The following is a 12550-nucleotide window of genomic DNA, read 5'->3' as shown; positions in this document are numbered from 1 at the left end:
GTTTCGCCTTCGGAGGGGCCGTCCGTTTCGCAATTCTTCGAAGGGAACGCCATGGCCATGGACGCCATCTCCGTCATCCGCACCAAGCGGGACCGCGGCGAGCTGACCGACGAGCAGATCGACTGGGTCATCGACGCGTATACGCGCGGCGAGGTCGCCGACGAGCAGATGTCCTCGCTCGCCATGGCGATCCTGCTCAACGGCATGAACCGCCGCGAGATCGCCCGCTGGACCGCGGCCATGATCGCCTCCGGCGAGCGCATGGACTTCTCGGCCCTGTCCCGCCCGACGGCCGACAAGCACTCCACCGGCGGCGTCGGCGACAAGATCACCCTCCCGCTGGCCCCGCTCGTCGCGGCCTGCGGCGCCGCGGTGCCCCAGCTCTCCGGCCGGGGCCTCGGCCACACCGGCGGCACCCTGGACAAGCTGGAGTCGATCCCCGGCTGGCGCGCGCTGCTCTCGAACGAGGAGATGCTGCACGTCCTGGACACGACGGGCGCGGTGATCTGCGCGGCGGGCGACGGCCTGGCCCCGGCGGACAAGAAGCTCTACGCGCTGCGTGACGTCACCGGCACGGTGGAGGCGATCCCGCTGATCGCCTCGTCCATCATGTCGAAGAAGATCGCCGAGGGCACGGGCTCGCTGGTGCTGGACGTGAAGGTCGGCACCGGCGCCTTCATGAAGACCCTGGACGACGCCCGCGAACTGGCGTCCACGATGGTCGGCCTCGGCACCGACCACGGCGTGAAGACGGTCGCGCTCCTGACCGACATGTCGACCCCGCTCGGCCTGACCGCGGGCAACGCCCTGGAGGTCCGCGAGTCGGTCGAGGTCCTGGCGGGCGGCGGCCCCGCGGACGTCGTGGAGCTGACGGTCGCCCTGGCCCGCGAGATGCTCGACGCGGCCGGCATCAAGGACGCCGACCCGGCGAAGGCCCTGGCCGACGGCTCGGCGATGGACGTCTGGCGCCGGATGATCGCGGCGCAGGGCGGCGACCCGGACGCTCCGCTGCCCACGTCGAAGGAACAGCACGTCATCAAGGCCCCCTCCGCCGGCGTCCTCACCCGCCTCGACGCCTACGACATCGGTGTCGCGGCCTGGCGCCTGGGCGCCGGACGTGCGCGCAAGGAGGACCCGGTGCAGGCGGGCGCGGGCGTGGAGATGCACGCCAAGCCGGGCGACACGGTGACCGAGGGCCAGCCGCTCCTCACCCTCCACACGGACACCCCGGAGCGCTTCGAGTACGCGCTGCAGGCGGTGGAGGGTTCGTACGACATCGCGGAGGCGGGGACCGAGTTCACGGCGACGCCCGTCGTGCTGGAACGTATCGCCTGACCAGGTAGTTTCTCGTTCGGGTGAAGGGGATCGGTGGACCCGTGCCGGTCCCCTTCGGCATGCTGGGATCGGTGACGTACCGATAGGAGACCGCCATGAGCGCACTCACCGTGAGCCAGGACCCCGACCAGAACTGGGACGACCTCGTCCGGTACTGGGAGGAGATGGAATGGCCCGAGGGCAGCAAGGTGGAGATCATCGAGGGGATCATCACCGTGTCGCCTTCACCCGCCCATCGCCACAACGTGATCGCCGGCCGCATTCAGCGTCGCCTCTACCCAGTGATCCCTGAGGAGTGGGAGATCTTCCAGACCCAATCGATCGCCGTACCGGCACGGCTGGGCATGCTCGTCCCGGACCTTCTGGTGATGCCGGTGCAGGAGCACCTGGAGACGGACTCCTACGTCCCCGCCGCCCTCGCCGAACTCGTCGTCGAGGTGACCTCCAGGTCCAACGCCCGTCACGACCGCGTCAGCAAGGCCGCCGCCTACGCCACCGCGGGGATCCCCCTCTACCTCCTGACCGACTGCTGGGCCCCCGGTGGCCCCACCGCGACGCTCTACGGCGAACCGAAGGGCGACGTCTACCGGGTCCTCAGCGCAGTCAAGTTCGGTGATCCCATCAAGTTGCCGGCGCCGTTCGACGTCACGATCGACACCGGTGAGTTCCCCGTCGACTGAACCTCGGCCTGGGCCTTTACCTGGGCGATGAGTTCGGCGCGCTCCGGCGGTCTACCGACCGTGGATGCCAAGGAACCCGCTGTGCTCACGCTGCCCGGTCCCGTCGCCCGGGACGAGGTGGCGGGGCTGTGTGATCAGGTGCGGGGGCTGCTGGCGGGTGGCGGGGGCTCTGTCGTCGTATGTGATGTGGGCGGGCTCGGGCCTCCGGGGCTGGCCGTCGTGGACCTGTTGGCGCGGCTGGAGCTGACCGCCCGCCGGGCCGGCGGGCGGATCCGGCTCAGGGACCCCGACCCCGCGCTACACGCCCTTCTCGGCCTCGTCGGACTCCGCTTCCAGGTGGAGGGGCAGGTCGAAGAGGGGGAACCACCGCTTGGTGTCGAGGAAGCAGTGGAAACCGGTGATCCGGCCCCCTGACAGCTCCAGCACCTGCACGGCCCAGGGGCTGAATCCGCCCCGCTCCTCGTCCGGCTTGTAGTGCGCGAACCCCGGCAGGCCGTTGACCTGCACCGGCAGCAGCCGGGAGCCGGCGCAGGAGGCACCGAGCGTGGTCATGAAACCGGTGATGTCCGCCGTACCGCGCAGCCACAGGTCGAACGGCGGCATCGTCATGACGGCGTCCTCGTGGAGCAGTGCCGTCAGCGCCGTCATGTCATACCCCTCGAACGCCTTCACATAGCGCTCCAGGAGCCTTTGCTGCTCCTCGTCCAGCGGGTCCGAGACCGCGCCCGCGTCACCCGCGTCCGCCCGCTCCGCGAGCGTGGCCCGCGCCCGCTGCAGCGCGCTGTTGACCGAGGCGACCGTGGTGCCCAGCAACTCGGCGACCTCGCTCGCCTTCCAGGCCAGCACCTCGCGCAGGATCAGCACCGCCCGCTGCTTGGGCGGCAGTTGCTGCAGGGCCGCCATGAAGGCCAGCCGGACGGATTCCTTGGCGACCGCCACCTCGGCCGGGTCGACGACCTGCGGCAGCACGCGCGCGTCCGGCATCGGCTCCAGCCAGGTGTGGTCGGGGCGGGGGGAGAGGGCCGCCTGGGCGAGCGGTGTCGACTTGGTGAGATCCATTGGTCTCGCCCGCTTGTTGCCCGCCGTCAGCATGTCCAGGCACACGTTCGTCGCGATCCGGTACAGCCATGAGCGAAGGCTGGAGCGGCCCTCGAACGTGGCGTAGCTCCGCCAGGCCCGCACCAGGGTGTCCTGCACCGCGTCCTCGGCCTCGAAGGAGGACCCGAGCATCCGGTAGCAGTACCCGGTCAGTTCGGTCCGGTGCTTCTCCAGTGCGACGTCGAGGTCCGCCGTCGCCGTGTCACTGCCCATCGTCCACCCACCCCTGTGGCCTGTTCTGTGACGCTCCTTCGCGCCACTTGGGAAGCTACCGCAGGGGACTGACAATGGCCCCCGGAGTGTGTGAAAGCGCAGGTCGCGGACGGGGCGCCTCAGTGGGCGTTGGCCACAAGCGCACTCCGGGCCGCCACCCGGGCCGCCCGCGTGCCGAGCACCGTGATGGTGACGACACCCAGGACCGCGAGCAGGCCGACACCGACCGTACCCGCCCAGCCGTCCGCGTGGAACGCCGTCGCGCCCACCATGCTGCCGACGCTGGAGCCGATGTAGTACATGGACTGGTACAGGGCCGAGGCCTGGGCGCGGCCGTGCACGGCCGTCTTGCTGACCGCCGAGGAGGCGACCGCGTGGCCCGCGAAGAAGCCCGCCGTGATCAGTACCAGCCCCAGCAGGACCAGCGGCAGCGCCGGGGCCAGCGAGAGCAGCAGACCCGCGGCCGTCGTCCCGCCCGCCAGATACAGCGCGCCCCGGCGGCCGAGCCGGCCCACCAGCCGGCCCGCCACGGACGCGGAGACCGTGCCCACCAGGTAGACCAGGAAGATCGAGCCCGCGATGCCCTGCGGCAGCCCGAACGGCGCCTCGGTGAGCCGGTAGCCGATCACCGTGTAGACGCCGCCGAACACCGTCATGAACAGCGCGCCGATCGCGTACAGGCGCCGCAGCAGCGGGTTCGCGAGATGGTCGCGGACCGTGCCGAGCAGGATCCGGGGCCGCAGCGAGCCCGCCGTGAAGTGCCGGGGAGCCGGCAGCAGCAGCCGGAACGCCACCGCGCAGCCGACCGCGATCACGCCGATCACCCCGACGGCGACCCGCCAGCCCCATTCCTGGGCCACCCAGCCGGTGATCACCCGGCCGCTCATGCCGCCGACGCTGTTGCCCGCGACGAACAGACCGATCGCCGTGATCAGCGCCTTGGGCCGGACCTCCTCGGCCAGATAGGCCTGCGCCGAGGCCGGCAGCCCGGCCAGCGCCGCACCCTGCACCGCCCGCAGCACCACCAGCGCGCCGATCGACGGTGCGAACGGCACCAGCAGTCCGACCACGACCGCGACGGCCAGCGAGGCCGTCATCACCGAACGGCGGCCGTAGCGCTCCGACAGGGCGCTCATCGGCAGCACGAACAGGGCCAGTCCGCCGGTCGCGGCCGCCACCGTCCAGCTCGCCTCGCCCGCCGCGACCCCGAACTCGCCGGAGATCAGCGGAAGCAGGGCCTGCGTGGAGTACAGCAGGGCGAAGGTGGCGACTCCGGCGAGGAAGAGGGCGAGGCTCATCCGGCGGTAGCCGGGGCCGCCCGGGGTCATCCGGGAGTCGGAGCCGGTGGAGTCGGCGGAAGGGACGGGCGTGGCGGCGTCCACGGTGGTGGACGCCCCGGTACTGGCGGGAGACATGCTTCGACCGTAGGCAGGGCAGATTCATCCGTCCAATGCATGGAACGGCCATAATCGTTCCCATGGTGCATCAGCAAAGCTCACCGGCTCGTCTGTCATCGAACAGTGACACAGAAGACATGTCTGAGATGTCGCGGGTGCTCGCGCCGCGCCTCGCCTACTTCGCCGGCGTCGCCCGCACCGAGCACGTCACCCGGGCCGCCCACGAGATGAACGTCCCGCAGTCGACCCTCTCCCGCGCGATGGTCCGCCTGGAACGGGACCTGGGCGTCGACCTGTTCGCCCGCCACGGCCGCACGGTCTCGCTCACCACCGCCGGCCGCACCTTCCTCACCTCCGTCGAACGCGCCCTCGCCGAGATCGAGCGGGCCGCCGAGGAGGTGCGCGCCGACACCGACCCCGCCGCCGGCAAGGTCGCCTTCGGCTTTCTGCACACCATGGGCGCCGAGACGGTCCCCGGCCTCCTGCACGCCTTCCGCGCCGACCATCCGCGCGTCCGCTTCAGCCTTGTCCAGAACTACGGCGAGGCCATGCTGGAGCGGCTGCGCGCCGGCGAACTGGACCTCTGTCTGACCTCTCCGGTGCCCGACGCCCCCGACCTGGTCGCCCGCCGCCTGGACGAACAGAAACTCCGCCTGGTCGTCCCCGCCGACCATCGCCTCGCCACCCGCCGCCGGATCCGCCTCGCCGAGGCGGCCGAGGAAACCTTCGTCACCCTGGAGCCCGGCTACGGCCTCCGCCGCATCTTCGACGCCCTGTGCGGTGAGGCCGGTTTCCGCCCGAAGGTCGCCTTCGAGGGCGAGGAGGCGGAGACCCTGCGGGGCCTGATGGCGGCGGGCCTGGGAGTGGCGCTGCTCCCGCCGCCGACGGTCCCGCGACCGGGCGTGGTGGAACTGACGGTCACGGCCCCGAGAGCGGTCCGCGAGATCGGCGTCGCCTGGCTGGCAGGCCGCCCGGACACCCCACCGGTGGCCGCGTTCAAGAAGTTCCTGCTCTCAAGGCGGGGCAATCTGCTGGCCGCCTGACCACGAGCCCTACCGCTGCAGCGACTTGCCGAACCCCACGGCCAACGGCATCCGGAGCCCGATCGGCGGCGGAGCCGCCAGCGCGTCCTCGACCGGCCGCGACACATGGTGCCCGAACAACGCCCCCATCATGAAGTCGGCGGCCAGACAGCCCACTTCGTCCCGATGGCCGCTCAACTCGTGTCCGTCGGAGTGCACTTCGAACCGGCACACCTCCCGATTCGTCTTCTTCGCCCGCGCCGCGTACCGGAACGACAGCTCGGGATCGGTCCGCGCGTCGTTCGTGCCGTGCACGATCAGCACCCGGCGCCCGGCCAGCTGCCGCACCGGCTCGGCGGGCACGGCCACATCGTCCTCGGGGAGCCAAGGGGCCAGCGCCACAACGGAGTTGACGGCTTCATGCCCGCCGGCCCGCAATGCCGCCCGGCCGCCCATGTCCACTCCGACGAGGCACACGGGAACATCGCCGTATCGTCGTACGACCTCGTCGGCGGCCCATTCCGCGTCCGCCGCCAGATGCGCCTCGCTGCCGTTCCAGCCCCGGTACCGATAGCGGACGGCATGGACAGCGAGCCCCTCCGGCCGTCCCGCGTGAGCGAGCCGGCGGCCCAGCGAGCGCAGCGTGATCGTCGCCCGGACGGAGGACGGCCTGCGGGCGGAGACCTCCTCCCCGCCGGGGAGCAGCAGCACCGCTCCGCTGACCGCCGTCGGCGCCGGGCCGACCGTCTTCCCCAGCCCGGCCGTGCGGACCGGTGTCGCCTGCTGTCCCATGACAGAACAGTGTCAGAAGGTGCGGTGTACGAAACCCGTATGTGCGGTCACCGTTGGGTATCGACGGAAAAGTGCCCGGAAACAGCCGTCGCGTCCACCGGTCGCTCTACGCGCGTAGGCGTTAGAGTGCGGAAATGACGAGCGAGACCGCACCGGCCGGGACCGTCTCCGCGAGTGTCCCGGCGCACGTTCCGACGCCGGACCAGATCCGCCGGGCGCCCAAGGTTCTGCTGCACGATCATCTCGACGGAGGCCTGCGCCCCGGCACCGTCGTCGAACTCGCCCGGGACACGGGCTACTCGGAGCTGCCCGAGACCGATCCGGACAAGCTGGGTATCTGGTTCCGCGAAGCCGCCGACTCCGGCTCGCTGGAACGGTATCTGGAGACCTTCCAGCACACCGTCGGCGTCATGCAGACCCGGGAGGCGCTCGTCCGCGTCGCCCGGGAGTGCGCCGAGGACCTCGCCGAGGACGGAGTCGTCTACGCCGAGGTGCGCTACGCCCCCGAGCAGCACCTGGCGGCCGGGCTGACCCTGGAGGAGGTCGTCGAGGCCGTCAACGAGGGGTTCCGGCAGGGCGAGCGGCTCGCCCGCACGGCCGGCCGGCGCATCCGGGTCGGCGCGCTGCTGACCGCCATGCGGCACGCGGCCCGCTCCCTGGAGATCGCCGAACTCACCAACCGTTACCGGGACTCCGGCGTCGTCGGCTTCGACATCGCCGGCGCCGAGGCCGGCTACCCGCCCACCCGGCACCTGGACGCCTTCGAGTACCTCAAGCGCGAGAACAACCACTTCACCATCCACGCCGGCGAGGCCTTCGGGCTGCCGTCCATCTGGCAGGCGCTGCAGTGGTGCGGAGCCGACCGGCTCGGGCACGGTGTGCGGATCATCGACGACATCGAGGTCCGCGAGGACGGTTCGGTGCAGCTCGGCCGGCTCGCGTCGTACGTCCGTGACAAGCGGATCCCGCTGGAGCTGTGCCCCAGCTCGAACCTGCAGACCGGGGCCGCGCCCTCCTACACCGAGCATCCCATCGGACTGTTGCGAAGGCTGCATTTCCGGGCCACCGTGAACACCGACAACCGGCTGATGTCGCACACGAGCATGAGCCAGGAATTCGAGCATCTCGTCGCCGCCTTTGGTTACACGCTCGACGACATGCAGTGGTTCTCCGTCAATGCCATGAAATCCGCGTTCATTCCTTTCGATGAACGGCTGGCGATGATCAATGACGTCATCAAGCCGGGATATGCGGAACTGAAATCCGAATGGCTGTTTCAGCAGACGGCCTCGACCAGGGCTTCTGACGCGTCTGCGGGATAAGGGCGGCGCGCCGGGGTCCGGAATGTGAACGGGGCGTTCACAACCCGTCCGCATTTCGGTGTTTGCGGCGGGCGATCGGCGATGTTTACGGTCAAGGACCGTTCATCGTTTTTGCACCCCGTCCCCTCGTTTCAAGGACGCATTTACATGAAGCACTCTGCTGCCAGGACCTTCGGTGTCGCCGCTCTCGGTGCCGCCTTCGCCGCGCTCGGCTCGGGCGCGGCCAACGCGGCCGTGGCCGTCCCGGACGCGACCCCGGCGCTGAACACCGCCACCCGGACGCTGCCCGCCGAGAACGTCGGCGCGGCGCAGCCGGGTGCCGCCGACGCCGCCCTCACCCGGGGCCAGCACGCCCTCACCCAGGGGCAGGACGCCCTGGGGGCCGGGGTGGCCGCCACCCGGCCGGCCGTCGAGAACGCGCTGCAGGGAGGGCCGACCGGGCCGCTCCAGAGCCGCATCGGCGGACTGCAGGCACCGAACCTGCCCACCGGAGGCCTGTCCCCGCAGAGCCTGCCCACACAGAACCTCCCGATGAAGGGGGTCACGCTCGGCTGACGCCGACCGCAGTACGACGCCGTCGGGGCGCCCCGGTCCGGTCCGGGGGCGCCCCGACGGCGTTTTTCACGCACGGGCGCCGGCCGCCCGTCGTCGGACGGGCCGTCACCAGGCGGTCTGCGACTTGCCCTCGGCCGGGAGCAGGATCCACAGGGCTATGTAGAGCAGGAACTGCGGGCCGGGCAGCAGGCAGGACAGCAGGAAGAGCACCCGCATCGTCGTCGCGGAGGTGCCGAAGCGCCGCGCCAGAGCTGCGCACACTCCGCCGATCATGCGGCCGTGGGTGGGACGGGCAAGGGCGGTCATGACGGCTCCTCCGTGTCGTTTCGTTCGTTCGCTGTCCTTCAGCTGCCTTCGACGATACGGAGACGAAGCGGACGAAGCGTCACTCTACGGAGCTATTCCGACCCTGGGAATCGTCGGGGTACGCCCCTGAGACAGCTCCTCCTGGACCGTTGCGGGCCGCTCTTCGGCGTCGTCCCGCAGCTCCTGTTGCTCCTGTCGCTCCTGCCGGCGCCGCAGCCGGACGCGGCCCGCGGGCACGACGAGCAGATGGGCCAGGAGCACGCCGGCGGTGTTGAGCAGCACCGAGTCGACGTCCACCACCCGGCCGGGCACGCCGGTCTGCAGCAGGGCGATGCCGAGGGAGATCAGGGCGCCCGCGGCGGCCGTACGGATCAGGGAGGCCAGCGGGGAGACGGTGAGCCTGCCGTGCGCCATCGGCAGCAGCACGCCGAGCGGGGCGAGCAGCGCCAGGCCCTCGCCGATCCGTCTGGCGGCCTGGGGCCAGCCCAGCGCCAGGTCGGCGCGGATACCGGCCAGGGGACGCAGATTGGGCGGTGTCACCCAGGGCACGTCCAGGGGGCGCAGCATCAGCCAGGCGACAAGGGCGAGGTGGGCGACGAGGAGAACGCCGCCCGTCGCCCGGATGCGGATCGCGGCGCTGCCGCCGATGGAGCCTTGACGCTGCACGCACCCCTAGACGCACCGCCGGGCCGCAACGGTTCCGGGCTGGAACTTTTTTCGCCACCCCGCGGCCATCGCCGCAGCCATGGCCGCGGCCATCGTCGCGGCCGTGGCCGCAGCGCCGCCGCAGCCGTCGCGGCCCGGCGGGGGCCGCGACACGCCCGCGGCGGATCCCGCTACCTGCCCACGACCGTGCTCGACGGCGGGACCGCGTTGCCCGGGCGGTCGCGGACGTCGGCCGTGCACGCGTAGCGGTGGAGAAGGCCGGTGTCCGGGCCGCCCAGGATGACCGAGCCGTCGCCCTCCGTCGCCGCCGAGTCGGACAGGGTGCACACCAGCTGCGCCAGCGCGTAGGAGGCCAGACGCGACGGGGGCGTGCTCAGCCGGAGCGCGTCCTCGGGGTCCTTCGGGCCGGGCCCGCGCACACTGAGACCGCCCTGCACATACGTCGTATAGCCCGCGGAGCGCTCCGCGGCCGAGGGGGACGCCGCGAGCTGGTCCAGCAGGCCCTGTGCCACGATCACCCGGCGCCGTGCGTCCGGGGTGCCCTCAGGGACGCGCACCGCGCGGTCGACGGCCACCAGGGACGCCCCGCACAGCAGGAAGACCTGCACGGGCACACCCCGCGCGGACTGCGCGGACAGATCGGGGCCGGGCAGGGAGCACGGCACCCGCGAGGGCGCGGCGCCGAAGTCGGTCGGCACCTGGGTGGCCCGGATGCCGCAGCCGCTGAGCAGCAGGCCCAGGAGGGGCAGCGCCAGCAGGCGTCGTACGGTCATGACCCCTCCTTTCCTGAACTTCCCGAGCCGCCTGTCTCTCCTGGATTCCCCGCGCCGCCGTCGCCGTTCCGCTCGCCTTCGTCGGGCTCCTCGGTCAGCCGGGAGCCGTCCCGCGGCAGCCGCAGGGTGAACACCGCGCCGCCGTCGGGCGAGTTGGCGGCGGTGATCTCGCCGCCGTGGATATGGGCGTTCTCCATGGCGATGGACAGCCCGAGGCCGCTGCCCTCGGAGCGCGGCCGGGAGGCGCTCGCCTTGTAGAAGCGGTCGAAGACGTGCGGCAGGACGTCCTCGGGGATGCCGGGTCCGTGGTCGCGGACCTGGATCACCACATCCGCGTCCTGCGCGTCGGACACGCGCACCGACACCCGCACCGGCGATCCGCCGTGCTTGAGCGCGTTGCCGATCAGGTTGGCGAGGATGACGTCCAGCCGGCGCGGATCGATGCGGGCGTGGATGCCGCGTTCGGCGTCCAGGTCGACCGCGTCCAGCCAGGCGCGGGCGTCGATGCAGGCGGTGATCTGGTCGGCGAGGTCGACGTCGTCCAGGACCAGCCGGGCGGTGCCCGCGTCGAAGCGGGTGACCTCCATCAGATTCTCGACCAGGTCGTTGAGGCGACGGGTCTCGCTGACGACGAGCCGGACGGCGGGCTCGATCATCGGGTCCATCGACCCCGACTCCGCCTCCAGTTCCTCCTCCAGCACCTCCGTCACCGCGGTGATCGCCGTCAGCGGTGTGCGCAGCTCATGGCTCATGTCCGCGACGAAGCGGCGGGACGCGTCGTCCCGCGCGGCCATCTCCGCGACCCGCTTCTCCAGCGCCTCGGCGGCGTTGTTGAACGTCCGTGACAGATCGGCGAGTTCGTCCGTGCCGGAGACCCGCAGCCGGGTGTCCAGCCTGCCCTCGCCGAGCCGCCGGGCGGCCACGCCCAGCCGGTGCACCGGTTTCAGCACGGTGGTGGCGGCGGCCTGCGCGAGCAGCGCGGCGCCGATCAGGGCGAGCCCGGTGGCGATGCCCAGCGACCAGGCCAGCGAGTTGAGGTCCTTCGCCTCCGGCTCCAGGGACTTGGCCATATAGCCGGTGGGGCCGCCGCCGATCACCTGGGTGCCGGCCACCAGATACGGCGTGCCGTGCTCCACGACCCGCTGCCAGTACAGGTGGTACGGCTCCTTGTTGGCGTCGGTCACCTTCTGCTGCCTGTTCACGGCCGTGCGCAGCGTCTTCGGGACGTCCTCCAGCGCGAAGCCGTTGATGCCGCCCGAGTTGCCGTACACCGTCTTGCCGCCCGTGTCCTGGGCGACCAGGAGCACGCTGAAGCGCTGGCTGCTGGCCGCCATCTGGCCCGCCGCGCGCTGGAGTTGGTCCTGGGTGGGGTGTTCCGGCAGCGCGCCCGCGCGGTTCTGCATCTCCTGCCGGAAGTCACGCAGCACCGCGTCCTGGGCGCGGGTGAGCACCGCCTCGCGGTTGAGCCAGTAGGCGATGCCCGACGCCGACACGGCCGCCGTGAGCGCGACCAGCCCGAAGACGACGACCAGGCGCAGCCTGAGGCTGGTGAACCTGAGCCGTGACAGATTTCCCTTGCGCCCCGCGGCCCAGCCGCGCAGCCCCCCTTGCTTCTCGGTCACTGAGGCGAGTCCAGGCGGTAGCCGACACCACGGACGGTACGGATCAGGGTCGGGGACGAGGGCACGTCCTCCACCTTGGCGCGCAGCCGCTGCACACACGCGTCCACCAGGCGCGAGTCGCCCAGGTAGTCGTGCTCCCACACCAGCCGCAGCAGCTGCTGGCGGGACAGCGCCTGACCGGGCCGCCGGCTCAGCTCCAGCAGCAGCCTGAGCTCGGTCGGGGTCAGCTGCAGATCCTCGCCGTTCTTCGTCACGGTCATCGCCGAGCGGTCGATGACGAGGCTGCCGAAGGTCGCCGCATCGCTGGACTCGCGCTCCCCGCGCCGCAGCACGGCCCGGATGCGGGCGTCCAGCACCCGGCCCTGGATGGGTTTGACGACGTAGTCGTCGGCTCCGGACTCCAGTCCGACCACGACGTCGATGTCGTCGCTGCGCGCGGTCAGCAGGATGATCGGCAGCTGGTCGGTGCGCCGGATGCGCCGGCACACCTCGAAGCCGTCGATGCCGGGCAGCATGACGTCCAGCACGATCAGGTCGGGCCGCTGCTCACGCAGCAGCTTCAGACCGTCCTCACCGCTGGCAGCGGTCGCCACGCGATGGCCCTGGCGCGTCAGAGAGAGCTCCAGGGCCGTCCGGATGGCGTCGTCGTCCTCGATCAGCAACAGGGAAGGCACTCGCACATTCTGGCCCATGGACAGGGTGTCGTACGACCTGCGCGCACCAGGCCTTTCCTACCGCCACTCTCTGTGCACGTCCTGTGATGGTCCTG

Annotated in this window: 14 protein-coding genes; 6 read left to right on the top strand and 8 right to left on the bottom strand. The window is 71.3% G+C overall.

Annotated elements, in window-relative coordinates:
- The first annotated feature begins 57 nt into the window (after positions 1 to 57).
- From IE277_RS38525 to IE277_RS38515, 3 genes are all read left to right on the top strand, one after another.
- Positions 58 to 1335 (top strand): thymidine phosphorylase, encoded by a 1278-nt coding sequence (locus IE277_RS38525; protein WP_189958436.1) that lies wholly within the window; start codon positions 58 to 60, stop codon positions 1333 to 1335.
- Between the two features lie 95 nt (positions 1336 to 1430).
- Positions 1431 to 2015 (top strand): Uma2 family endonuclease, encoded by a 585-nt coding sequence (locus tag IE277_RS38520; protein ID WP_189958402.1) that lies wholly within the window; start codon positions 1431 to 1433, stop codon positions 2013 to 2015.
- A 27-nt stretch (positions 2016 to 2042) separates the two neighbouring features.
- Positions 2043 to 2429, top strand: a complete 387-nt coding sequence (locus IE277_RS38515; RefSeq protein ID WP_189958401.1) for an STAS domain-containing protein — start codon at positions 2043 to 2045, stop codon at positions 2427 to 2429.
- Here IE277_RS38515 and IE277_RS38510 read toward each other — a convergent pair.
- Together IE277_RS38510 and IE277_RS38505 are read right to left on the bottom strand one after the other, a co-directional pair.
- On the bottom strand, positions 2313 to 3326 hold the full coding sequence (locus IE277_RS38510; RefSeq protein WP_189958400.1) for a sigma-70 family RNA polymerase sigma factor: 1014 nt from the start codon (positions 3324 to 3326) through the stop codon (positions 2313 to 2315). The genes IE277_RS38515 and IE277_RS38510 overlap by 117 nt on opposite strands.
- Before the next feature lie 119 nt (positions 3327 to 3445).
- A complete protein-coding gene (locus IE277_RS38505) occupies positions 3446 to 4741 on the bottom strand; it encodes an MFS transporter (RefSeq protein ID WP_189958399.1) in 1296 nt (431 codons plus the stop codon).
- A gap of 62 nt (positions 4742 to 4803) precedes the next feature.
- On the opposite strand from IE277_RS38505, the gene IE277_RS38500 reads away from it, so the two are divergent.
- Positions 4804 to 5766: a LysR family transcriptional regulator gene (locus tag IE277_RS38500; protein ID WP_189958398.1), complete on the top strand. Its 963-nt coding sequence runs from the start codon at positions 4804 to 4806 to the stop codon at positions 5764 to 5766.
- A gap of 9 nt (positions 5767 to 5775) precedes the next feature.
- On the opposite strand, the gene IE277_RS38495 is transcribed toward IE277_RS38500, so the two are convergent.
- Positions 5776 to 6537 carry an alpha/beta fold hydrolase gene (locus IE277_RS38495; RefSeq protein WP_189958397.1) on the bottom strand — a complete coding sequence of 254 codons (762 nt, stop codon included), beginning with the start codon at positions 6535 to 6537 and terminating at the stop codon, positions 5776 to 5778.
- A gap of 134 nt (positions 6538 to 6671) precedes the next feature.
- On the opposite strand from IE277_RS38495, the gene IE277_RS38490 reads away from it, so the two are divergent.
- Positions 6672 to 7859, top strand: coding sequence for an adenosine deaminase (locus IE277_RS38490; protein ID WP_189958396.1), 1188 nt, complete (start codon positions 6672 to 6674; stop codon positions 7857 to 7859).
- Positions 7860 to 8006: 147 nt separating this feature from the next.
- A complete protein-coding gene (locus IE277_RS38485) occupies positions 8007 to 8414 on the top strand; it encodes an ATP-binding protein (RefSeq protein ID WP_189958395.1) in 408 nt (135 codons plus the stop codon).
- Between the two features lie 105 nt (positions 8415 to 8519).
- Here IE277_RS38485 and IE277_RS38480 read toward each other — a convergent pair whose 3' ends face one another.
- From IE277_RS38480 to afsQ1, 5 genes are all read right to left on the bottom strand, one after another.
- Positions 8520 to 8720 (bottom strand): PspC domain-containing protein, encoded by a 201-nt coding sequence (locus tag IE277_RS38480; RefSeq protein WP_189958394.1) that lies wholly within the window; start codon positions 8718 to 8720, stop codon positions 8520 to 8522.
- A gap of 84 nt (positions 8721 to 8804) precedes the next feature.
- The gene (locus IE277_RS38475; protein ID WP_189958393.1) at positions 8805 to 9386 is read right to left on the bottom strand and encodes a VanZ family protein; all 582 of its coding nucleotides are present in this window, start codon (positions 9384 to 9386) and stop codon (positions 8805 to 8807) included.
- A 170-nt stretch (positions 9387 to 9556) separates the two neighbouring features.
- Complete coding sequence (locus IE277_RS38470; protein ID WP_189958392.1) at positions 9557 to 10159, bottom strand: hypothetical protein; 603 nt, start codon at positions 10157 to 10159, stop codon at positions 9557 to 9559.
- Positions 10156 to 11781, bottom strand: coding sequence for an ATP-binding protein (locus IE277_RS38465; RefSeq protein ID WP_189958391.1), 1626 nt, complete (start codon positions 11779 to 11781; stop codon positions 10156 to 10158). Before IE277_RS38465 ends, IE277_RS38470 begins: the two co-directional genes overlap by 4 nt.
- Positions 11778 to 12455 carry a two-component system response regulator AfsQ1 gene (afsQ1, locus tag IE277_RS38460; RefSeq protein ID WP_189958390.1) on the bottom strand — a complete coding sequence of 226 codons (678 nt, stop codon included), beginning with the start codon at positions 12453 to 12455 and terminating at the stop codon, positions 11778 to 11780. Before afsQ1 ends, IE277_RS38465 begins: the two co-directional genes overlap by 4 nt.
- Positions 12456 to 12550 lie beyond the last annotated feature (95 nt).

The organism is Streptomyces alanosinicus (assembly GCF_014650595.1).
Taxonomy (GTDB): Bacteria; Actinomycetota; Actinomycetes; order Streptomycetales; family Streptomycetaceae; genus Streptomyces; species Streptomyces alanosinicus.
The sequence above is the reverse complement of the archived record's forward strand: the minus strand, read 5'-3'. Positions and strand labels throughout refer to the sequence as shown.